We start from the raw sequence: 21,514 nt of genomic DNA on the forward strand, positions 1-21,514 counted from the left end.
ACGATCTCCTGCATGAGCGACGCCGAGCCCCGTATTCGCAGAACACGGCTGTATCGCCGTCTGGTCACCCGCGCGGACGGCCCGCTCGAGCCCGCGCGGGCGGCCAAGAGACTGTCGGCCTACGTCTACGGAAACATCCTGGTTCTGGCGGCGGTCGCAGCATCGACGCCGAGCTCGATCGAGAACGGAACTGCTGCTGTTCTGGTTCTGGCCACGGCGGTGACGACGTTTCTGGCGCATGTGTTCGCCGATTTCGTCGCCAGCAGTCAGATTCCCGAAGCGCACGGCGATGCAACCGACGAGCAACGCACGTTCGAGGCCGTCGAGGAATTCCGTGACGCCGTGCCGATCCTGAGCTCCGGCACGGTCCCTGCGGTGATGCTGGCCCTCGGCTGGTTGTCGGTGCTCCCGGGGCAGTGGTCGGAACTGCTGGCCGGCGGAGTCATCGTGATACGCATCGCGACGATTCAGATGGTCACGGAACGAATTCGCGGCAACCCGTTGACCTTCCGCGCAATTCTGGGTGGTCTGGCCACCGCTGCGGTCGCAGCACTCATCGTCTTGGCCAAAGTGTTTCTGGGGCACTAGCTCCCGAACTCGGCGTACAACTCCGGCAGGAAGCCGGCCAGGTGATTCATCTCCTGTCCGCAGTGCAACAACAGATCTCGGGCGAGATCGACCCCGAGATCGAGGTCCGTCGGATCGACCGACGCCCCGCGGCGGACGGCGCACACGGCCTGCTCGATGTCCGGTACGTGCAGCCCGCGCAGGTTCAGGAAGAAACGGCTACGCATCTCGGCACCGCCCTCGACGGGACGCACCTGGTGGGCCAGCCAGCCCAGGTCCACCGGCGCGATGGAGCTGCCCACTCGGCCGAAGACGATCGTCTGATCCGCGGGAACGTCGAAGCCGTGCGCAATCGGATCGCGAAAGGCAATGCCCAGCTGTTGCAGCTTCGGCCCGACGTACTCGTCCACGAAAGTCGTGTTGCCGACGTACTTGGCCTTGTCGGGAATGTCGAGTGCCGTTCGATCCTCGGCGAGGGCTGCGTAGAGGTGGGCGTCGGGATGCCACAGCTTGTAGCGTGCGGCCTCGGTGGAATGCCAGCCGAACCACCAGTCCCACATCGCTGCCGTCACGCGCGGCATCACCGTGCGGACCGCCACGAACGTCACCCCATCGGCGCGTCGACCGTATCCGGTCTCGATCGTGGAGTAGCCGGTGGGCGCGAGATCGGTTGTGATGGAATCGAATCCAGGAATCGAATCCGGCGCGAGGGCCGGGCCCGCACAGGCGTCCGCGACGGCGGTCGGTGCGGGCGTCGTTCGCTGTGCCATGTATCGGGCGTACGGCAGATCTCGATCGGCGTCGCGGTAGCCCTGGTAGCGCTCACCGCACTCGTCCGCCGAACCGGTTGCCGGGGCCGCCACCGCCTTGGCTACCGGGCCGACGACGGCGACGGTGGCCGCAGCGGCCGCTCCGATCATGATCTGGCGTCGTGTCGGCCCCCGGGTCATGCGACCACCCCTCTCAACATTCGTTGAGGCTAGGTCGTGGAATCGATGTATGTCAACAGCCGGGCACTACACTGCGCGGTATGAGTCCGGCACACCCCAGGGACGACGAGTCGAGAGTGCGTCGGCGCGACGAGATCGCCACGGCCGCGATCGAGGTGCTCGCCACCCGAGGTCTTCGCGGCTTGACGCACCGGGCGGTGGACGCCGCAGCGGGACTGGGACCCGGGTCGGTGAACTACCACGCGCCCACCCGGAGTCGGCTGCTTCACCTGGCTCTCGGTCAGCTGTTCGTCCGCGACTTCGAGGTGGCCGGAGCGACCTTCGGCAGTCTCGTCGACGTCAAGCCGCTCACCGCCGATATCGTGGTGTCGCGCATCATCGATTTCATCGACGCCATGACGACCGGGGATGCCGTCCAACGGGTCATCGCTCGCCACATCATGCTCGGCGAGGCGCAGCACGACGACGAAATTCGCGAGTTGTTCGACAGTCAACGAGCAGCATTCGTCACCTACACCCAGTGGATCGTCGCCTCGTTGGACTCCGAGGATCCGCCGTCCGACGCCGAGACCCTCGTGGTGATGATCGAGGGGCTGGTGCAGCGGCAAGTGCTGATCGGGTCACGCCTGTCCCCGGGTTTCATCGAGCAGATGTTGCGCAAGATCGTGGTGGCCTCGCCGCTGGTCGAGAACTGACCCGGGCCGGCGGCCTCACCCCAGCAGCGAACGACGCTCGGTGTGGGTGAACGTGAAGATCGTCGCGCCGAAGCTGATCAGTGCGGTCAGAAGCAGTACCTGCGGGCCGGTGATGACGACGCCGATGAAGGCTCCGATCGCGCCTCCCAAGGCGAACGATCCGAGAAGGGCTGTGTAGCAGAGCCAGTCGTAGCGCGTCCCGCCGCCGAACATGTGCCGCTCGATTCCCTGGCCGAGTTTGACCATGGTCCCGGTGACGTAGCTCAGGGGAATGTAGGTCTCTTCCTTCTTCGTGAACGCGGTGTTGAGAGCACCGAGTGCGAAGGCCACCAACAGAATCGGGTAGAAGTTCACGTTGGCCGACGACCATCCGGAGATGGCGATGTCGATCGCGCCTGCTCCTGCGAGTGCGATCGTGGTGAGCACCGTTGCTCCGTGCGGGTGATTCGACCAGTAGCGACGACGGCAGATCGACGAGATCACGACGCCTGCCAGGAAAGAGCCCATGAGCGCCAGTGCCGCGATCGGTGAGGCCCCCGGGGTGACCTCCTTGCCCTCGGGATGCCCGAAGTGTCCGACGACTGCTCGCTCGGTGTTGCCGGTCATGAAGGTCACGAAGTAGCCGGCGGAATGGAGGAAGGCAACTGCACCCACCATCCCTGCCAGTCCCGACAATATCCAGGACAGACGAGCTTCGGCACCGACGGCTGTTTCGCGGCTGATCGTCAATGGGGAAGTCATGACTCGATTGTCCGGACTACGGGCGAACCGGCAAATCTTTGAGTTGTCGGTCACATAACCGACGGCGATTCACCATTGGCAATCATTCCCCGGTGCATGACCCTGTTTCCCACGACCCCGCTGTGATCGGCTTTGTGCATCACACATCGGTTGTCCCACATGACGACGTCCTCCGGTGCCCACGCGTGTCGCAGCACATTGGTCTCGCGAGTCGAATGTTCGAACAGATATCGCACGGTCTCCTGTGCCTCCTCGGTGGACATGCCGCTGATCGCGACGCACCGTGCGGGTGCCGACAATGCCAGAGCGGTACGCCCGGTCACGGGATGCACTGCGAACAAAGGATGTTCGGCACAGGAATCGGTGTCCGACGCCACCCCGGTCACTCGGTGCGTCACCGTTCTTCCGGCGAGGTCCGCTTTGCGGTCGGCCGGCAAGGTGTCGTAGGCCGCGTACTGGTCGCTGAACAGCGTGCTGCCCCCGGACTCCGGTACCTCGACCGCACGTAGTGCGGTGTAGGCAGGCGGATTCGGTACATACGTGGTGTCCACGTGGAATGTCGATTTCGGCGGTGTGGTGCGGCCGACGTTGCTGATGACGTTCAGGTCGGGAAAGCCCGGCACTGGCGTCTCGCCCTCGGTGAACATCATCTCGCCGAACCGCCGGAGAAATGCCAGGAAGCCTGCGTCGTCCAAGGGTTGTCTGCGTAGAATCAGCACGCCGTGTTCGGCCAACAGCGTTCGCAGTTCTTCGGTCTCGGTGGAGCTCAGGTCCAGCTCGTCGATCTCGATTCCCAACGTCACGAGGACAACTCCTTCACCGACAGTTCGTCGAGCGTTCGTGCGAACAGTTCGTCGACGGCGATACCTGCCGCCGAGGCCATCACGGCGAGCACGCTCGACGGCGAGTACGAGCAGTACAGACCGGCTTCGAGGAACCACGGTTGTCCGTCGGGGTCGATCCGGAAGTCGAACAGACCGTAGTGCCGGCAGCCGAGAGATCGATAGCACGATCGTGCTGCCGCCCAGACCTTCTCGGTGATCGGATCGGAGACGTCCACCATCCAGGCCCTGGTCTGCTCCTTCGCGACCAGGTATAGATCCCCGTCCGAGGTGCGATTCAACTTGTCGGCGCTGGTACGAATCGACTCGACGGCATACTCCTCGAGTGGAAGGCAGATCAGCTCGTCGCCCCGTGCGATGATGCCGCAACGGACCTCGCGGCCGAGGGGGATGTACGACTCCACCAGTGCCGCAGACGAATACGTCAGAGCCTCGCTCACAGCGGTTGCCAACCGGTCGGATTGGCGAACCAGTGTGACGCCCATCGAATTGTCCGAGTCGACGGGCTTGACGACCACCGGCAGTTCGACGTCGATGTTGTCACCGCACCGCACCACGACACCGGTCGGGACGGCGACCCCGGCCGCCGCGACCACGGCTCGGGCGCGAGCCTTGTCGGCCGTCATCGCCATCACGTCCGGACCGTTGCCCACGTACGGCACGCCCAACAGATCGAACAGGCTGCGGTATGTCGTCATTCCGGGCAGGCAGAACATCTGTGGAACCATCACGTCGAAGTGCCACGACGAGATGACGTCCACTGCCTGCGCCAACGACATCTGGTGTGCCGACGCCACACTGGCGGCGTCGATGCCGCCGGGAAAGCTCCAGAGCCCGCCGGGGGAGACGAACGCCACCTCGAACCGATAGTCGGGATTTCCACCGAGTGCGTCGAGAAATCCGCCCGCGTACACCCGAGACAGATCGCAGTGGAACTCGTCCACCGACGATCCGACCAGTACCAGGACCGACAGGGTCATCAGTCGCCTCCGTTCTCCACGAGCTTGCCGATGTTGAAGTCGATGCGTGACCATCCGCGCCGGGCCAGCAGATTTCGCACCAGCAGGGACGGAATCTGGAGGTGGTGCACCAGCAGATAGGGGAGTGGATCCCAGCCGGTGAGGATGGCGTCCTTTCCCTCGAAGATGCTGCGCAAGCGGGCCTTTCGGTTGCCCTCGGTGAGCAGACGCCACACCTCGTGGTAGATCCAGTAGGTCGGGCGAGCCGTCGTACGCGGCACGATCACCGGATGGCCGTCGTCGAGGTACGCGGCAGCCAGGTCGGGATGGTCGTAGAACATCGTGATGGCCGAATGGGTGCGGGGGTTGCACTCGATGGCGTAGATGTGGCCGTCGGCGGCGGACTCGATGAAGTCGAACGACAGCTGGCCGGTGACGTCCAGCGAAGAGACGAACGTTTCCACCCAGCGCAGGATGTCGGGCTTGTCGACCATCTCGTAGTTGACCTGGAACGCCGATGATTCACAGCAGCCGTACACCTGCAACCGGCCGCCGCGGACGGTGCCGTGGGTGCAGTACTCCTGCCCGGCGACGAATTGCTGCAGGATCCACGGATCGTCCTCGGAGATCCCGAGACTGCGTGCGAATCGCAGGTTCTCGGCAGGCGTGTCGCGGGTCAATCGCGTCAGATCCATGCGGCCGACCGGGTTGTACGAGATGCGTTTGAGGATGTACTCACGGCCCGGTGGGAAGTCGAACTGCGCGATCTGCTCGACGTCGGTGATGCGTCGCCAATCGGGAACGCGCAAGCCGAGCGCCGCAGCGTGTTCGGAGAACCTGGACTTGTCGTCGAGCATGCGCGCCGTCGCGCCGTCGCCGTGCAGGACCTCGCAGTGCGAATCGAGCAGTGCCCGTGCGTCGGCATCGTGGATGCTCGCAGCCGGACTCGCGACGGGGACGAAGACGTCGACGCCTTCGCGGAGCACCACATCCAGAAGTGCTCGGGCGTACCCGGATTCGGTCGGGTCGGGTACACAGTGAAATCGGTCGACCGCACGTGAGAACCGATGGCCGGTGAAACGGTACTTGGCCGATTCCACCAGGACGACTCGGTGCCCGGCGAGATGGAAGGACCGCGCGAGCTGCAGGGCCTTGGTCATCTTCCCGCCGCTGATCATGACCGTCTTGGGGGAGTCGGTTCGGCGCGTGGCGGGCCGGCCGCCTCGGACGGCAGCCACCCCCGCCGCCACGAGGTCGGCGGGGAGGGTGGCAGTGAGTCCGACAAGTGCTGCGACAGTGCGGATCATGTGCGCCGGATCAAGGTGACGCCGTCGCGCAACGGCACCAGCACCTGCTCCACGCGGGGGTCGTTCGCCACGTACTCGTTGAATTCTGCGACGGCCCGGCCGTTCTCGGTGGGGCGTTCGCTGTACGGCTGCCCCTGCAGGAGGGTGTTGTCGACGGCGATCACGGCGTTGTCGGCCAGCAGCTCGCTACCGAGCAGGTGCTCCACGTACGCGCGGTATCCGGTCTTGTCGGCGTCGACGAAGACCAGATCGAACGTGCCCTCCAACCGGCGGAGGGTGTCCAGTGCAGGCCCCACTTCCACCGTGATGGACGAGCCCGCAGGCGAATCCGCAAAACAGGACCGCGCGAACTCGGCCACGTACGGATCCACCTCGCAGGCGACCACCTCGCCGCCCGCGGGCAGAGCCTCGGCCATCGCCAGTGCCGAGTAGCCGGTGAACATACCGATCTCGAGCACCCGCTTCGCCCCGGTCATGTGCACGAGAAACGCAAGAAAGCGTCCCTCCACGTGGCCGGAGAGCATTTCCATCTCCAGGGGCCCCGAGCCGGAGACGACGTCACGTGATCTCCAGTCCTCGGTGCGGGTCCGCGATGCCAGTGTCGCCAGCGCTGCGGATTGGGAGGTGGTGCAGGTGTCGAGATACGGGTCGAGTCCCGCCGCGAGATCGCGGGCTCGATGAACACGGGTGATCAGCTCGTCGGTCGCCCCGGCACCGGCGTCGAGCAGATCGGCTATCTCGCTGAGCTCGCGCGCCAGAATGGTGGTCGGGGTGACCGGTCGCGGGGTCTGGGTCACGGCGTCGGTGCAGTGAACATGTCGAGACCCTCGCCTGCGCGCGGGAAGTCGAGGCAGATCTTCTTGTGCAGAGTCAGCACATCGGCCAACTCGGCTGCGTCGAGATCGTTGAGGAAGCGGCACGTGCCGATCGGGTCCGGCACCGCTGCGCGCAGTATGCCGTCGCGAGTCTTGAGGATCGACGCCGTTGCCTCCGAGAGCAACTCGGGGGTCAGGTACGGGCTGTCCAATGCCAGCCCGATGCTGGACATGACACCGAGCACTCGATCGCGGTCTGCCGTCGACAGGTGTCCGCGCTGTTCGGCGACGGTCGTCGACAGCGCCATGTCGATGTTGATGGCGTGGCCGTGGAAGAACGGGGCAGGCGGGGTCAGCTCGAGCGTCGGGCTCCAGGTGTGACCGAAGGCGATGACGCGATCGAGATCGATCTCGTGCAGATTCGGTGCCTCGAGTTCGAGCATCGTCGCGATCGCCGAGTAGGTCAGTCGGTCTGCGACCGAACGCAATTCCGCCGTTCCGTCGAGATGGCCGAACCGCGTTCGCAGCAGTTCCGGACCGTACTGTTCGAGCATCTCGAAGATCTCCAGATTGCCGACGACGGAGATCTTGATCAGCTCGGCCATGCCGTTGCGCACCTGATCCTCGGGCAACGTGCCGAGGAACGAGAAGTCCAGCAGCACCTTCTGCGACGCGTGGTACGCACCGAGGCGGTTCTTGTGCTTTCCGTAGTTGACGGCCACCTTGATGGATACGCTCGCGTCGATCAGGCCGATCAATGTGGTGGGAATGCGAATGTACGGGGTGTTCCGTCGGTAGCTGGCGCACGCGAAACCTGCTACGTCCGTGGTCAATCCGCCGCCGACCACCAGCACCGGCTCGGTGCGGACCAGACCGAACGCATCGAACTCGCCCACGATGCGCTCGAACGTCTCCAGCGACTTCGCAGTCTCGGCGATGTGCACCGGAACCACCGTCAGGGCGATGCCGTAGTGATCGAAGTACGCGCTGATCCGGTCGCCGTAGATCTCGTGCACCGATTCGTCGACGACCATCAGCGCGCGACCGTACGGCCGGTAACTATCGGCCAATTCGGTGTTCTCGATTGCGAACACACCGTCGACGTAGATCAGGTCGTACTCGATGCGTTCGTAGCCTTCGACGCGAAACGACCTGTCCCCGGCGACGACCTGGGCCTGAAGATTGCTCACTGGTTACTCCTGGAGGATTGGATGAATGGTCTGATTGCACGCTCGCTGCGCAGGCTCCGCTCAGGCAGAGACAAGAGCGCGGACACGCTCGGGATCGAGTGCATCGACGGTGTCGGTGGCCGAGCCGAACTCGGTGCCCGCAGTGTTCTCGTTCGGGAATGCGACGCAGCTGATGCCCGCGGCGACCGCCGCCTGGACACCGCCGGCATTGTCCTCGATGGCGACGCTGTCCGATGCGTTCTCGCCCAACGACTTCAACGCGAATTCGTACGACGCGGGGTCGGGCTTGCCGGCATCGACCGAGGACGCGTCGACGATGACGTCGAACGAGTCGGCTGTCAGCTCGGGGCTCAGGGCCGCCAACAATGCGTCGATGTTCTCTCGCGACGTCGTGGTCACGAAGCCCACCTTCATGCCGTTCGCCTTGGCCGAGTCGATCGTGTCGGCCACACCCGGTCGTGTCTTCACGTCGGATTCGCCGATCAGACGCTGGAAGATCTCGGACTTCGTCGCGTGCACGGCAGCGGCGTCCACCTCGGTATCCGTGTCGGACGCGTATTCGCTGATTCGGTCGGCACCACCGTTGGATCCGAGCATGGCCCGGTAATCCTCGCGAGACCAGTTCCAGTTCAGATCGTGTGCTGCGAACGCCTCGTTGAACGAGCGACGTTGCAGTTCGGACGTGTCGACGAGAGTGCTGATCGAGCCGAACAGAATTGCGGACATGGATGCCTTTCGGAGCGAGAGACGTTGTACTGGTCAATGTCTCGCGCATGCGCGATGGGTGAGTTGGTTCGGGGGGTATGCCCCATCGGCACCGAACGGGAAACCTTCGAATTTTTCGGCAGAACGGTCGGACGTCAGCGGTGCCGGACGGGCGCGGCCAGAGTCGTCGGTGTCGACCGGCCGCGCAGGGTGACCGCCTCGCCCGTCGTCCACTGCGCGCGTTCGTCGACGGAGGCGTGATCGAGCACGATCGACGACGTGAGCACGTCGGTGTTCGGGTCATCCTTCGCGAGATCGGTGAGCCGAGCCGCCTGATTGACGGTGTCGCCGATGACGGTGTACTCGAATCGGGATTCGGCTCCGATGTTTCCGGCGATGACCGGGCCGTACGTGACGCCGATGCCGATCTCGAAGCCGCCGTCGGAGGCGAGGGCGACGGCCAGGGTGCGTGCGGTGCGCAGTGCCGCCGTCACGGGATCTGGGTGGTCGACCGGAGCGCCGAAGATCAGCAGTGCGGCATCACCCTCGAACTTGTTGACGAAGCCGCCGTGTCGTTCGCCGTGCTCGACCACCACTGCGAAGAAGCGGTTGAGCAGATCGACCACCGCTTCCGCGGATTCTCGCTCGGCCATCGCCGTCGAACCGACGAGGTCGATGAACAGCACGGCGACCGTTCGGTTCTCGCCGCCCAGACGAGGCGCGCTTGCCAGCGCGCGCTGCGCCACGTCGTGGCCCACGTGGCGGCCGAAGAGCGACCGCAGTCGTTCGCGCTCGTCGAGACCGACGACCATCTTGTTGAACCCGTTCTGCAACCGGCCGATCTCGGAGGCGTCGTAGACGTCGACGCGGGTGTCGGTCGCTCCGGCTTCGACGCGTTGCATGGCCGTGCTGACCTGCTGCAGCGGATCCGATACGGACCGTCCGACCAGGAACATGCCGCCGAATCCGACGACCAGGGCGATCGCGGACAGCGACACCATCGCGGGGGACAGGTCGACGTCGGGTGGGATGACGGTGTCGATCAGTCTACCGAGTCCGATGAGGCCGAGCCCCAGGATGGGAATGGCCGTGCTCAGGACCCAGATGAGAACGACGCGCAGCTTCACGCCGAGTGCGGCGGAATCGGTGACCGTACTGACTTCCATCACCGCTGCGGTGATCGGCCGAAGCGTTCTCTCGGCAACCAGATAGCCCAGCGAGCAGGTCGCCAGGCCGCCGAAGCTGACGGCAATCGCGACGATGATCGACAGCGCCGCGCCTGCCGACGCATTGACCCCGACGAACACCGCGACGCCGAGTGCCCACAGCAGCACGTGGACGCCGAGCTGACGAAGGGGCAGCCGCACGATGGCGATCGCGGTGGCGTCCGAGGGCGTGCCGCCGGTGTGCAGCCACAGCACGAGGGGCTTCGCAACGCGGAGGCCGAGCGCGATCCCGATGGCGATCGCGACCGGTAGATACACGAAGAAGGCGACGTAATTTCGGTCCGACAGGATCTCCTCCGAGCCGACCGGCAACGGCAGGATGAAGCGGGCCAACACGAAGACGATGGCTGCTCCGATGGCGTTGGCCGAGACCATGCCCGCCGCGTAGAGGCGCATCGGGGTGCGGGTGAGGGCGGACCGTAGAGCTGCGATCACCGATGAATCTCCGTTCTCTGTTCGCTCGAACTGTAGGGGTCCGGAAAAAGATTCGACGAGATTTCTTCTCGAGTGACTACCTGTGTCCCCGAGTACCTGGTAATCTCCGTAACAGTTACATACAGCGTTTCGACGATGGAAGGAACCACGGCGATGACCAGCACACTCTCCAGGAACGACGTTCTCGAGCCCGAGGATGTCTCCGCTCGTTTGCTCGATTCCGCCGCCCAGCTTTCGTACGACCCCTCCGAGGAGGTCGACTGGGAAGCCGATCTCGATCCCTCCCTCTACGGACTCAACCCGGAGTGGAGCACCCTCTACGGCACGAAGCTGTGGGACGAGATGAGCGAAGAGCAGCGCATCACGCTCACCCGCCACGAGGTCTGCTCGATCATGAGCACCGGCATCTGGTTCGAGATGATCCTGCAGCAGATGGTCCTGCGCGATCAGTACTGCAAGGACTCGTCGAACTCGGACTTCCAGTTCGCTCTCACCGAGATCGCCGACGAGTGCCGTCACTCGATCATGTTCGCCCGCGCCTGCCAGAAGATGGGCATCAAGGCCTACCTGCCGCGTCGATCGAGCATCGAACTCGGCCGTGGCTTCAAGGCTCTCGCGTCCGCCGAGGTCGCCTACGGTGGCATCCTCGTCGCCGAAGAGGTACTCGACGTCATGCAGCGCGACTGGATGCGCGGCGAGAACGTGCTGCCACTCGTGCGCACCACCAGCAAGATCCACGTCGTGGAAGAGTCGCGGCACATGACCTTCGCGCGTGCACAGATGCGTGAAGACATTGCAGGCAAGAGCCCGGCTCGCCGCAAGGCCAGCGCGCTCGTCGTCGCGATCGCCGCCCGCCTGATCGTGTCCAACATGGTCAACAAGGAGGTCTACGCAGCAGCTGGCCTCGACGTCGACCGCGCGGTGAAGGAAGCGAAGAACAACGCCCATCACCACACGATGATGCGCACCTCGAGCGAGCACCTGATGGCATTTCTTCTCGATTGCGGTTTGATCACCAAGCCGGCCGAGATGATCTACCGTCGTTTGCACATGCTCTGACCACTCTTTTCGAGGCCGTGAAGGACATCAGATAAACCATGCCGTTCGCGATCACGCAGAACTGTTGCAACGACGCATCCTGCCTGTCGGTGTGCCCGGTCAACTGCATTCATCCGACGCCCGACGAGCCGGATTTCGGTAAGACCGAGCTGCTCTACATCGATCCGCGCTCGTGCATCGACTGCGGTGCCTGCGCGGACGCGTGCCCGGTGGACGCGATCACGCGCGTCTCGCGTCTGACACCGGACCAGCAGATCTACGCCGACATCAACGCCGACTACTACAAGGACAAGCCCGCCGTGGCGGAGTGGGGCGCGCCTCGATTCCCGGTGGCGACGGTCAACGAACTGCCGCCGATCGACATCGCCATCGTCGGGACCGGACCGGCAGCCTGCTACACCGCCCAGGCGCTGTTGCGCGTGCCCGGCACCAACGTCACCTTCTACGACCGGCTGCCCACCGCGGGCGGTCTCGCCCGCTACGGCGTCGCTCCCGATCACCTCGGTACCCGACGCATCAGTGAGCACTTCCGTGGGATCTTCGTCCATCCACGGGTGACGATGAAGCTCGGTGTCGAGGTCGGCAAGGATGTCGACCACGTCGAACTGGCTCGGAAGTTCGACTCGGTGGTCTATGCCGTCGGTGCCGACAAGGACCGAGCCCTCGAGATTCCCGGTATCGACCTCGACGGATCGGTCAGCGCACGCACCCTGGTCGGCTGGTACACCGGCCACCCCGACGTTGCTGCCGACGCGATCGATCTCACCGGCGTCGATCGCGTCACCATCATCGGAAACGGCAACGTCGCACTCGACGCTGCTCGTATCCTCACGGCCGATCCGGACCGGCTCGACGGAACCGAGATCGCTCCTCATGCTCTGGCCGAGCTGCGTCGCCATCGCGTCCGCGAGGTCGTCGTCCTCGCCCGTCGTGGTCCTGAATTCGCGGCGTTCACCCGGTCCGAATGCAAGGCGCTCGTCGATCGCGCCGGCGTCGACGTCGTCGTGGCAGGACCGGACGGAATCGTCGACGCCATCGATCGCCTGCCGTTGTCCGCTCCTGCGTCGGCTCTGGCTGGGGCGACGCAAGTCGAACTGGGCTCGCAGGCACACGCCCGCCGCATCGTCTTCGCGTTCGGCCGAGCTCCGGCTGCTCTCCACGGCAGCGACTCGGTGCAGTCCATCGAAGTCGGCGTCGGTGAGCACGCCGTCGAGCTGCCGACCGAGTTGGTTCTGCTCGCGATCGGCTATCGCGGAACCCCGTCACCGGGAATCCCGTTCGACGACATCAGCGGCACCATCCGTAATGTCGGCGGTCGCATCACCGCTGCCGACGGCACTCCGGTTCCGGGGTGCTACGTCGTCGGGTGGGCCAAGCGAGGTGCCACGGGTGGCATCGGCGACAACAAGATCGATGCGGAGGAAACGGCCGAGGCGTTGCTGGCCGATGTGCCCACGCGTGGGCTTGCCCGTCCGGTCGGTTGGTACGGAAAAGTGAGTGCCGCCCTGGGCGACCGCGTTTCCAGAGCGCGCTGACCGGTCGGAACAGCCCAGTTCTGTTCACCTTGTGTAGCAGTCTCATTCGAGTCTGAGCGATTCGGATGTGTAGCACGGCGCACAGGGTTACCGTTGAGTATGGCTGAACGGGGGGCCAAGCCCCAGGTTTCTTTTGTAAGACGGACGATGCTGCGCGCAGTCCGATCGTTGTTCAATCCGCTCCGGCCCGACGACTACCTGTCGATGATCAATCCGCTGTGGACCACCCGCGAGCTTCGGGGGAAGGTCGAGCGGGTGACACCGGAGGGATCGGAGGCCGTCTCGGTGTACATCCGGCCGGGTTTCGAGTGGCAGGGCCACACACCCGGGCAGTACGTCCGACTCGGAGTACTGATCGACGGTCGGTACCACTGGCGGGCGTATTCGCTCACCTCCGATCCGGACCCGGTGGACGGATTGGTCAGCGTCAGTCCCAAGCTGGTGCCGTCGGGGACGGTCTCGCCGTACTTGGTGGGAACCATCAGGACCGGCGACATCGTCCGGCTCAGTGAGGTCGAGGGCGAGTTCACTCTGCCGAATCCGATTCCGGACAAGATGGTGTTCATCAGTGCAGGCAGTGGCATCACGCCGATCATCAGCATGTTGCGCGCCCTCGATCACCACGATCAGGTACGCGACGTCGTGGTGGTGCATTCGGTGCACAATCGCGACCAGTTGATGTTCGCCGATACCCTCGACGAACTCGAAGCCAAGCACGACGGGCTGACGGTGAAGCTGCGGATCACCAGCGACGAGGGTCGGATGAAGGCGTCCGAATTGGACGAGCTGGTCCCGGATTGGCGTGAGCGCGAAGCATTCTGCTCCGGTCCGGGTGAACATCTGGACGATCTGCGCTCGTACTGGAAAGACCAGGGTGACTACGACCGGTTCCATCACGAGAGTTTTCAGCCGGTCATCGGTGGTGGCGACGATGTAGGCGAGGGCGGCACCGTCAAGTTTCTCAACAGCAAGAAGGACGTCGAATGCGACGGCGGCACAACGATTCTCGCCGCCGGTGAGGAAGCCGGCCTGGATTTGACGTACGGCTGCCGGATCGGCATCTGCCACACCTGCGTAGGTACCCTGAAGAAGGGGCGTTTACGTGATCTACGTAACGGGGATATCTCCGAACCTACGGGGCAAGCGGTTCGGATCTGTGTCAACACTGCTGAGGGCGACATCGAAATCGAACTCTGATCTTCAAATCGAACAGGGGAATGAATGTCTATCGACGAAACCACCAGGCGTGTCACGGGCTCCGACGAGCCGGTGAACCCGCTGGCGCATCTGAGTGACGACACGATCGCCGAACTCGCCAAGGAGTTCGACGCCATCCACGACGAGGTGTACGCCAGCCTCGGTGACAAGGACCGGAAGTACATCACCTCGGTGATCGCAGCCCAGCGACAGCTGCTGGTCGCGGGTCGAGTGTTGCTGCTCGGATCGACCAGCAAGCCGGCATGGCTGGCAGGTACAGCGTGCCTCGGAATCGCAAAGATTCTCGAGAACATGGAGATCGGCCACAACGTCATGCACGGCCAGTGGGACTGGATGAACGACCCGGAAATCCATTCCTCCGTGTGGGATTGGGACACCGCGTCGACCGCGAGCTCGTGGAAGCACTCGCACAACTACGTGCACCACACGTACACCAACATCCGCGGCAAGGACAAGGATCTCGGCTACGAGATCATGCGTATCGACCCGCGGCAGAAGTGGCACCCGGCCTACCTGGCGCAGCCGTTCTACAACGTGCTGCTGATGGCGTTCTTCGAGTGGGGTGTCGCGCTGCACGATCTCGACATCGAGGCCATTCGTCGCGGTGAGAAGCCGGTCAAGGATCTCGTCGAGGATCTCAAGGGCATCGGCGTCAAGGCACGCAAGCAGTTCGTCAAGGACTACGTGGGTTGGCCGCTGATCTCCGCCGGTGCGTTCGCGCTGGCGCAGGTCGCATCGGGTGGACGTCTGCCCGAGAGCAAGCGCTCCAGGCTCGCGTCCAAGCTGCGTGGGTCTGCCCGATTCGGTAAGAACCGTCGGACCGCGGCTCTGCTGGACAGCCGGTTCAGTGGCATCGAGAGCACGTTCCTGTCGACGGTGGCCGCGAACTTCACCGCGAACATCATTCGAAACGTCTGGTCGAACGCGATCATCTTCTGCGGACACTTCCCGGACCAGGCCTACACCTTCAGCCAGGAAGAGGTGGAGAACGAGACCCGCGGTGGGTGGTACGTCCGTCAGCTCGTCGGAGCCGCCAACATCGACGGTGGCCCGTTGTTCCACTTGATGAGCGGCAACCTGAGCTACCAGGTGGAGCACCACCTGTACCCGGACATGCCCAGCACCCGGTACGCGGACGTTGCGCCGAAGATCAAGGACATCTGCGAGCGCTACGAACTGCCCTACAACACCGGACCGTTCTTTCAGCAGTGGGGCATGGTCCAGCGCACCATCGCACGGCTGGCGTTCCCGGGCGGCAAGACTCGGCCGAAGCCGGGCCCCTACCGTCCCGAGGAGAGCTGGCGTCGTAAGTTCGCCGAAGGTGCCACCAAGGACAGCGAGGCCGCGAAGACGCGCGGCCGCGTGCCGGCAGGGCATCCGGCGGCCGGACCGGAGCACAACTCCGGCGGCGTCGATGTTCAGCCGCCGCCCCGTGGCGACGACTGAGTTCGTCCCGTGAAGAGCTGACGAAACCGCGGCCACCCGATTGCCGGGTGGCCGCGGTTCTGCGTTGCGGGTGTCAGGTCATGTCGACATCCTTGGTCTCGATCAACCGCTTGGTGCACACCAGACTGAGTACCGACAGCAGGGCCAGCATGACTCCGATCGAGATGCTGCCGAACGCGGCGGTGAGCGGTGCGGCCAGCATCGGCGGAATCGCGCCACCGAGAACTCCGGCGAGGTTGTAGCCCAAACCTGCTCCGGTGTAACGGAAACGGGTCTGGAACAGCTCGGGGAGCAGGGCTCCGGTCGGTCCGTAGGCAACTCCGAAGATGGCGAGCGTGACGCACATGCCGATCACGAATGCTGCGGGTGACCCGGTGTCGAGAACGGGGAACAGTGCGATCGACCAGGGAATCGCAATGATGCACGCTCCCATGATCACTCGCCGTCGGCCGACGCGATCGGAGTAGGTCGCCGAGACCGCGATGGCAACTCCGAAGATCACCGCGGCACCGATTCCGGTGATCAACACGAACGGCCGGTCGAACCCGAGTGTCTTGGTGCCGTAGCTGGTCAGGTACGCGGTACCCATGTAGAAGAAGGCGAACAGAGATGCCAATGCGCCTGCAGCGGTGAGGATTTCCCGCTTCTGGATGCGCCAGGCGTCGAAGATCGGCAGTTTCGTCGGTGCTGCGTTCGCCGGTGCCTGCTCCTCGGCGAGCTTGTTGGCACGAAAGACCGGGGTCTCCTCGATGGCCAACCGCATGTACAGGCCGATGAGTACCAGAACGGCGCTGAGCAGGAACGGGATTCGCCAACCGTAGTTGAGGAACGTCTCGTTGGTGTCGCCGAGCAGCAGTCCGGTCGCGAGGAATGTCGCGCTGGAGAAGATGAACGCGGCCGACGGTCCCAGCTGAGGGAACATCGCGTAGAAGCCGCGTTTGCCAGGAGGCGCGTACTCGGCCGTCAGCAGTGTCGCGCCTGCCCATTCACCACCGACTGCGAACCCCTGGCCGAACCTGAGCAGCACCAGGATGATCGGAGCAGCCACGCCGATCGTCTCCGCACCGGGCAGCAGACCGATGGCGAACGTGGACACCCCCATCAGCAGCAGCGTCGAGATCAGGGTCTTCTTGCGGCCGATGCGGTCACCGAAGTGCCCGAACAGCACTGCGCCGACGGGCCTGGCGATGAACGCGACCGCGAACGTCGCGAACGAGGCCACGGTGCCTGCGGTGGAGCCGAGGGCCGGGAAGAAGATCGTCGGAAAGACCAGGGCGGCCGCGGTGCCGTAGATGAAGAAGTCGTAGAACTCGATCGTCGTGCCGATGCCACTGGCGACAGCGACCCGGCGGACACTGGTCTTGGTCTGCACCGTAGGTGGCGTCGATGCGGACACACCCGGGTCGTCGGGTGAGACAGTGGTCATGGTTCCTCCGTTTTGTCGGGTATCGGGTGAATGCGCGATACCGAGTGCGACGAACGGTAGTGATCCGAGTCACGCGATGAATACCCCCGGATGGGGGTGTGGTGAACGCACGAGACCTCAGGCGCACCTCAGGGTTCGCCGGTACCGTCTGACACCAAGGGAGCGACGCTTGTGTCCGCAGGGTAGGAAGCAAAGGTGATCTGGTGTCCACAGACCACAATCGGGATGTGTTCGACAGTGAGCGGGTGGCTGCGGCGTACGTGGAGTATGCGGGTCCGACCGACGGCTTTCTCGACTGCGGGGAGGCGGCGGCGCTGGTCGCTGCGGCCTCGGTTGCGCGCGGAACGCCGATACTGGACGTGGGAGTCGGCAGCGGACGAACCACGGCGCTGCTTCGGCTGATCAGCGACCGCTACGTTGCGATCGACTACGCACCCACCATGGTCGACGCCTTTCGGCGGAATTTCCCCGACCTGCAGGCGCATGTGGCCGACGCGCGTGATCTGGCGGACTTCTCCGACGGCGAATTCGGTCTGATCGTGTTCAGCAACAACGGAATCGACACCGTGACCCACGACGAACGAGTTCGAGTACTCGCAGAATTTCACCGAGTTCTCGGCGAGTCCGGAATTCTGGTGTTCTCCACTCTCAACCGCAACGGACCGTCGTTCGGGGAGAAGCCGTTTCAGTTGAGCAGACCGACTCAGCGGTTCACGTTCTCACTCGCGCGCATCGTGACGGCTGTCGGACGACGACTGCTCGATCCCGCCGGAGTCGTTCGTAGCGTTGCCAATTGGTGGTCTGCGCGCTCTCGGGTCGTCGATCGCGGAACGTGGGCCGTAGCGCCGCTCGCTGCGCACGATTTCGCTCCGTTCATGCACTTCACCACCGTGGCAGACGTGCGACGACTGGTGACCGACGCCGGGCTCACCATCTCCGAGATCTTCGCCGACGACGGTTCGATCGTGGCACCCGACGTTCTGGCGAGCTCAGCGGACAACTTCACCGTTTTCGCACGCAAGTAGGGCCTCAGCCCAGTCGCTCGAGCGCCTCGGTCATCTTCTCCACGGTGTCCGGCGCGACTTTCGCCTCGAACCCCGCCTTCAGGAACGGGCCGGCTATCTTGGCGGCACCGTTGAATTCGACCTTCGCGTGGTAGTCGATTCGGGTGGCGTGCGGTCCTTCGGCGGTCAACGTGATGTCGTCGACGCTGGTGGCCGTCTTGTTCTCGCCCTCGAGCACGATGTGATCAGGCTCGTCGGTGACCAAGGTGTAGGTCAACTCCGTGGTGATACCGAACAGCTTGGACACGTTGTGCCACTGCGTTCCGACGGCGACCGGACCGTCGGAAATCTGTGTGCAGCTCTGGGTTCCGGGATCCCACGACGGCGCATGGGAAAAGTCGCGTAGAAAGGCGGCCGCCTTCTCGATCGGAACAGCGGCGGTGAAGGTGCGGGTGACGTCGACCATGAGAATTTCCTGTCGTCGGGGATCAGTCTTCGAGCGGGACGCCGAGGTGCTCGGCGAGCCGGCGCATGGTGCCGACTATCTGCTCCTCGGTCACCCGGGGAAAGCCGGCCATCTTGCGGAACTCCGGGTCGGTGACGCGGGACCAGTCGTAGACCTGTGTGAGAGCTGTCCGATTCTCGGCAACTTCTTCGAGTTCCCAGGACCACCGCGTGCCACGCGGTCCCATCCCCTGGCGGTTGGGAATCCAGCCGACGCGACGATCCTGCTCGAACACGAACACGGTGTTCTCCATGACGTACTCGCCCAGCTCCGGCTGATACATGTCCATCGCAAAGGTGTCGCCCACCGCGCGCAGCGGTGTCGGTTCGATCGCACCACGCAACATCTCCGAGCCGTCGACCGCGGCCTGAACCTCGGGGTTGGCCAGTGCGGTGAACACCGAGGCCGGGGGAGCGTCGATCACGCGTCGGACGGTCAGCTGGTCGCTCATGGGGCTCGCTTTCGGTTGTTTACGCTGGCTACGGAGTTACCCCCGTCTGCGTGGAAGGAAACTCCGGTCGCCGTTTTTGCCTCGCAGTGGACACAGCGACGAAACACGACCGCCACGTCGCATTCGTACAGTCGCCGGGTCGGACTCCACAAAATCCAGCTGTGGAGCAGCACCTTGTCAAGGGGTAGCCATGAGTGGAAATACCGTACGCCTGCAGGCGATCAAAGACGTCGAGGCGTATGTGCCGCCTGCGGTCAGCTTCGTCGGAGACGAGAAGCCGGGCGAGATCTTCGGAGAGAACGTCTTCAGCAAGGTCGTCATGCAGAAGCGACTGCCCAAATCCGTGTTCAAGTCGGTGATGGCGACCATCGACAAAGGCAAGAAGCTCGACCCCCTGGTCGCCGACGCGGTGGCGTCGGCGATGAAGGACTGGGCACTGGAGAAGGGCGCGACGCATTATGCGCACGTCTTCTATCCCCTCACCGGCTTGACGGCCGAGAAGCACGACAGCTTCTTCGACCCGGTCGGAGACGGCAGCGCGCTCGCGGAATTCGCGGGCAAGACGCTGATCCAGGGCGAGCCCGACGCGTCGAGCTTCCCCAACGGCGGCCTGCGCAATACGTTCGAGGCTCGTGGGTACACCGGTTGGGACGTCACCAGCCCGGCGTACGTACTGGAGAATCCGAACGGCAACACCCTGTGCATCCCGACGGTGTTCGTCTCGATGACCGGTGAGGCCCTCGACCACAAGACGCCGTTGCTGCGTTCGCAGCAGGCCATGGGTGGGCACGCCGAGCGGATCCTGAAGCTGTTCGGGCACGAGAACATCGAGAACATCGTCTCGTTCTGTGGTCCGGAGCAGGAGTACTTCCTGGTCGACCGACACTTCTTCCTCGCCCGGCCCGACCTGCTCAATGCCGGCCGCACCCTGTTCGGCTCGAAGCCGCCGAAGGGCCAGGAGTTCGACGATCACTACTTCGGAGCCATTCCCGAGCGTGTGCTCGGCTTCATGATGGACACCGAGCGCGAGCTGTTCAAGCTCGGCATCCCGGCCAAGACCCGGCACAACGAGGTCGCACCAGGGCAGTTCGAGATCGCGCCGATGTTCGAGCGCGGCAACATCGCAGCCGACCACCAGCAACTGCTGATGACGACGTTCAAGACCATCGCCAAGAAGCACGGCATGGAGTGCCTGTTCCACGAGAAGCCCTTCGAGGGCGTCAACGGCTCCGGCAAGCACGTCAACTTCTCGCTCGGTAACTCCGATCTGGGATCGCTGCTGGTGCCCGGGGACAACCCCCACGACAACGCGCAGTTCCTCGTCTTCTGTGCTGCCGTCATCCGCGCGGTGCACAAGTACGGCGGTCTGCTGCGCGCCTCGGTGGCGTCGGCGACCAACGATCATCGCCTCGGCGCGAACGAGGCTCCGCCCGCGATCATCTCGATCTTCCTCGGCGATCAGCTCGCCGACGTGTTCGACCAGATCGCCAAGGGCGCGGCCACGTCGTCGAAGGGCAAGGGCACCATGATGATCGGTGCCGACACCCTGCCCGTATTGCCGACCGACCCCGGCGACCGCAACCGAACCAGTCCGTTCGCGTTCACCGGCAACAGGTTCGAGTTCCGTGCACCCGGTTCGATGCAGACCGTCAACGGCCCGATGGTCACGATCAACACGATCATGGCCGAGGCTCTCGACTACATGGCGACCAACCTCGAGCTGGCCGTCGCCGAGGGAACCGATTTCGACACCGCGGTGCAGAACCTCTTGACCGAGATCATCACCGAGCACGGTGCGGTGGTGTTCAACGGCGACGGCTACTCCGACAACTGGCAGATCGAGGCCGAGTCACGCGGCCTGCCGAACCTGCGTACGACGCTCGACGCGTTGCCCGAACTCATCTCGGACTCGGCCATGGAACTGTTCGAGAAGTACAAGGTGTTCAACCACCGAGAGATGCACTCGCGCTACGAGATCGGGCTCGAACAGTACGCATTGACGGTGTTCGTCGAGGCGCGTCTGACACTCGAGATGGGCCAGACGTCCATTCTGCCCGCAGCCGTGCGCTATCAGACCGAGCTGGCGCAGAACGTCAGTGCACTCAAGGGTGCAGGCGTCGACGACGTCGACATGACTGCGCTGCAGGCGGTGTCGGCACCGCTCGCCGAGCTGCGCGCGGCGTTGGCGACGTTGAAGGCCGCGCTCGAAGCCGACCCCGGCGGCGAGGCCCTCGCCGAGGCGACGCACGCCAAGGACGAACTGCTGCCCGCGATGGCCGCCGTTCGATCTGCGGCGGACACTCTGGAAGCCATGGTGGCCGACGATCTGTGGCCGCTGCCGACGTATCAGGAGATGCTCTACATCCTGTAGTGCGCTGCGCGCAGGAGTGGAGCCTGCGGAACGACCAGATAGAACAGTGGTGCGGATAAGTGCTCTT

At 64.2% G+C, this 21,514-nt stretch carries 20 protein-coding genes; 8 read left to right on the forward strand and 12 right to left on the reverse strand.

The window, feature by feature from the left end; genetic code table 11:
• The first annotated feature begins 12 nt into the window (after positions 1–12).
• On the forward strand, positions 13–588 hold the full coding sequence (locus QM590_RS16335) for a hypothetical protein (RefSeq protein ID WP_068055691.1): 576 nt from the start codon (positions 13–15) through the stop codon (positions 586–588).
• On the opposite strand, the gene QM590_RS16340 is transcribed toward QM590_RS16335, so the two are convergent.
• Entirely contained in the window at positions 585–1,517 is a 933-nt protein-coding gene (locus QM590_RS16340; protein ID WP_231893844.1) for a DAPG hydrolase family protein, read from the reverse strand. The two genes, QM590_RS16335 and QM590_RS16340, sit on opposite strands and share 4 nt — an antisense overlap.
• Before the next feature lie 80 nt (positions 1,518–1,597).
• On the opposite strand from QM590_RS16340, the gene QM590_RS16345 reads away from it, so the two are divergent.
• The gene (locus QM590_RS16345; protein WP_068055695.1) at positions 1,598–2,212 is read left to right on the forward strand and encodes a TetR/AcrR family transcriptional regulator; all 615 of its coding nucleotides are present in this window, start codon (positions 1,598–1,600) and stop codon (positions 2,210–2,212) included.
• A gap of 15 nt (positions 2,213–2,227) precedes the next feature.
• Here QM590_RS16345 and QM590_RS16350 read toward each other — a convergent pair whose 3' ends face one another.
• The 8 genes from QM590_RS16350 to QM590_RS16385 form a co-directional block, all read right to left on the reverse strand.
• Positions 2,228–2,953, reverse strand: a complete 726-nt coding sequence (locus QM590_RS16350) for a YoaK family protein (protein ID WP_068055698.1) — start codon at positions 2,951–2,953, stop codon at positions 2,228–2,230.
• Positions 2,954–3,003: 50 nt separating this feature from the next.
• Positions 3,004–3,756: a TauD/TfdA dioxygenase family protein gene (locus QM590_RS16355; RefSeq protein WP_094670369.1), complete on the reverse strand. Its 753-nt coding sequence runs from the start codon at positions 3,754–3,756 to the stop codon at positions 3,004–3,006.
• Positions 3,753–4,775 carry a D-alanine--D-alanine ligase family protein gene (locus QM590_RS16360; RefSeq protein ID WP_094670370.1) on the reverse strand — a complete coding sequence of 341 codons (1,023 nt, stop codon included), beginning with the start codon at positions 4,773–4,775 and terminating at the stop codon, positions 3,753–3,755. The genes QM590_RS16355 and QM590_RS16360 overlap by 4 nt, the downstream gene beginning before the upstream one ends.
• Complete coding sequence (locus tag QM590_RS16365) at positions 4,775–6,061, reverse strand: ATP-grasp domain-containing protein (RefSeq protein ID WP_149404938.1); 1,287 nt, start codon at positions 6,059–6,061, stop codon at positions 4,775–4,777. The genes QM590_RS16360 and QM590_RS16365 overlap by 1 nt, the downstream gene beginning before the upstream one ends.
• Complete coding sequence (locus QM590_RS16370) at positions 6,058–6,858, reverse strand: O-methyltransferase (protein WP_094670372.1); 801 nt, start codon at positions 6,856–6,858, stop codon at positions 6,058–6,060. Before QM590_RS16370 ends, QM590_RS16365 begins: the two co-directional genes overlap by 4 nt.
• A complete protein-coding gene (locus tag QM590_RS16375; protein WP_269595710.1) occupies positions 6,855–8,066 on the reverse strand; it encodes a sedoheptulose 7-phosphate cyclase in 1,212 nt (403 codons plus the stop codon). Before QM590_RS16375 ends, QM590_RS16370 begins: the two co-directional genes overlap by 4 nt.
• A gap of 60 nt (positions 8,067–8,126) precedes the next feature.
• Positions 8,127–8,792: an HAD-IA family hydrolase gene (locus QM590_RS16380; RefSeq protein WP_149404940.1), complete on the reverse strand. Its 666-nt coding sequence runs from the start codon at positions 8,790–8,792 to the stop codon at positions 8,127–8,129.
• A gap of 134 nt (positions 8,793–8,926) precedes the next feature.
• Positions 8,927–10,432: an adenylate/guanylate cyclase domain-containing protein gene (locus tag QM590_RS16385; protein ID WP_269595709.1), complete on the reverse strand. Its 1,506-nt coding sequence runs from the start codon at positions 10,430–10,432 to the stop codon at positions 8,927–8,929.
• Between the two features lie 153 nt (positions 10,433–10,585).
• Between QM590_RS16385 and QM590_RS16390 the strand changes: the two genes are divergently transcribed.
• The 4 genes from QM590_RS16390 (at position 10,586) to QM590_RS16405 (ending at position 15,690) form a co-directional block, all read left to right on the forward strand.
• Positions 10,586–11,491, forward strand: a complete 906-nt coding sequence (locus QM590_RS16390; protein ID WP_082898813.1) for an AurF N-oxygenase family protein — start codon at positions 10,586–10,588, stop codon at positions 11,489–11,491.
• A gap of 38 nt (positions 11,492–11,529) precedes the next feature.
• Positions 11,530–13,026, forward strand: a complete 1,497-nt coding sequence (locus QM590_RS16395) for an FAD-dependent oxidoreductase (RefSeq protein ID WP_269595708.1) — start codon at positions 11,530–11,532, stop codon at positions 13,024–13,026.
• Positions 13,027–13,125: 99 nt separating this feature from the next.
• Positions 13,126–14,223 (forward strand): ferredoxin reductase, encoded by a 1,098-nt coding sequence (locus QM590_RS16400; RefSeq protein ID WP_176460324.1) that lies wholly within the window; start codon positions 13,126–13,128, stop codon positions 14,221–14,223.
• Positions 14,224–14,247: 24 nt separating this feature from the next.
• Positions 14,248–15,690 carry a fatty acid desaturase family protein gene (locus QM590_RS16405; RefSeq protein ID WP_068055731.1) on the forward strand — a complete coding sequence of 481 codons (1,443 nt, stop codon included), beginning with the start codon at positions 14,248–14,250 and terminating at the stop codon, positions 15,688–15,690.
• 73 nt (positions 15,691–15,763) lie between these two features.
• Here QM590_RS16405 and QM590_RS16410 read toward each other — a convergent pair whose 3' ends face one another.
• Positions 15,764–17,116, reverse strand: coding sequence for an MFS transporter (locus tag QM590_RS16410; protein ID WP_149404943.1), 1,353 nt, complete (start codon positions 17,114–17,116; stop codon positions 15,764–15,766).
• A gap of 203 nt (positions 17,117–17,319) precedes the next feature.
• On the opposite strand from QM590_RS16410, the gene QM590_RS16415 reads away from it, so the two are divergent.
• Entirely contained in the window at positions 17,320–18,141 is an 822-nt protein-coding gene (locus tag QM590_RS16415; protein ID WP_149404944.1) for a class I SAM-dependent methyltransferase, read from the forward strand.
• A gap of 4 nt (positions 18,142–18,145) precedes the next feature.
• Here QM590_RS16415 and QM590_RS16420 read toward each other — a convergent pair whose 3' ends face one another.
• Together QM590_RS16420 and QM590_RS16425 are read right to left on the reverse strand one after the other, a co-directional pair.
• Entirely contained in the window at positions 18,146–18,586 is a 441-nt protein-coding gene (locus QM590_RS16420; RefSeq protein ID WP_149404945.1) for an SRPBCC family protein, read from the reverse strand.
• Positions 18,587–18,608: 22 nt separating this feature from the next.
• Complete coding sequence (locus tag QM590_RS16425) at positions 18,609–19,076, reverse strand: SRPBCC family protein (RefSeq protein ID WP_149404946.1); 468 nt, start codon at positions 19,074–19,076, stop codon at positions 18,609–18,611.
• A gap of 190 nt (positions 19,077–19,266) precedes the next feature.
• On the opposite strand from QM590_RS16425, the gene QM590_RS16430 reads away from it, so the two are divergent.
• Positions 19,267–21,447, forward strand: a complete 2,181-nt coding sequence (locus tag QM590_RS16430; RefSeq protein WP_149404947.1) for a glutamine synthetase III family protein — start codon at positions 19,267–19,269, stop codon at positions 21,445–21,447.
• Positions 21,448–21,514: the final 67 nt, after the last annotated feature.

Source organism: Rhodococcus sp. IEGM 1372, assembly GCF_030056835.1.
Taxonomy (GTDB): Bacteria; Actinomycetota; Actinomycetes; order Mycobacteriales; family Mycobacteriaceae; genus Rhodococcoides.

Excerpts from the sequence above, each read along its gene's own strand:
- QM590_RS16335 (WP_068055691.1), top strand. The coding sequence starts at position 13 with ATGAGCGACGCCGAGCCCCGTATTCGCAGAACACGGCTGTATCGCCGT.
- QM590_RS16340 (WP_231893844.1), bottom strand. The coding sequence starts at position 1,517 with ATGACCCGGGGGCCGACACGACGCCAGATCATGATCGGAGCGGCCGCT.
- QM590_RS16345 (WP_068055695.1), top strand. The coding sequence starts at position 1,598 with ATGAGTCCGGCACACCCCAGGGACGACGAGTCGAGAGTGCGTCGGCGC.
- QM590_RS16350 (WP_068055698.1), bottom strand. The coding sequence starts at position 2,953 with ATGACTTCCCCATTGACGATCAGCCGCGAAACAGCCGTCGGTGCCGAA.
- QM590_RS16360 (WP_094670370.1), bottom strand. The coding sequence starts at position 4,775 with ATGACCCTGTCGGTCCTGGTACTGGTCGGATCGTCGGTGGACGAGTTC.
- QM590_RS16365 (WP_149404938.1), bottom strand. The coding sequence starts at position 6,061 with ATGATCCGCACTGTCGCAGCACTTGTCGGACTCACTGCCACCCTCCCC.
- QM590_RS16380 (WP_149404940.1), bottom strand. The coding sequence starts at position 8,792 with ATGTCCGCAATTCTGTTCGGCTCGATCAGCACTCTCGTCGACACGTCC.
- QM590_RS16390 (WP_082898813.1), top strand. The coding sequence starts at position 10,586 with ATGACCAGCACACTCTCCAGGAACGACGTTCTCGAGCCCGAGGATGTC.
- QM590_RS16395 (WP_269595708.1), top strand. The coding sequence starts at position 11,530 with ATGCCGTTCGCGATCACGCAGAACTGTTGCAACGACGCATCCTGCCTG.
- QM590_RS16400 (WP_176460324.1), top strand. The coding sequence starts at position 13,126 with ATGGCTGAACGGGGGGCCAAGCCCCAGGTTTCTTTTGTAAGACGGACG.
- QM590_RS16405 (WP_068055731.1), top strand. The coding sequence starts at position 14,248 with ATGTCTATCGACGAAACCACCAGGCGTGTCACGGGCTCCGACGAGCCG.
- QM590_RS16410 (WP_149404943.1), bottom strand. The coding sequence starts at position 17,116 with ATGACCACTGTCTCACCCGACGACCCGGGTGTGTCCGCATCGACGCCA.
- QM590_RS16420 (WP_149404945.1), bottom strand. The coding sequence starts at position 18,586 with ATGGTCGACGTCACCCGCACCTTCACCGCCGCTGTTCCGATCGAGAAG.
- QM590_RS16425 (WP_149404946.1), bottom strand. The coding sequence starts at position 19,076 with ATGAGCGACCAGCTGACCGTCCGACGCGTGATCGACGCTCCCCCGGCC.
- QM590_RS16430 (WP_149404947.1), top strand. The coding sequence starts at position 19,267 with ATGAGTGGAAATACCGTACGCCTGCAGGCGATCAAAGACGTCGAGGCG.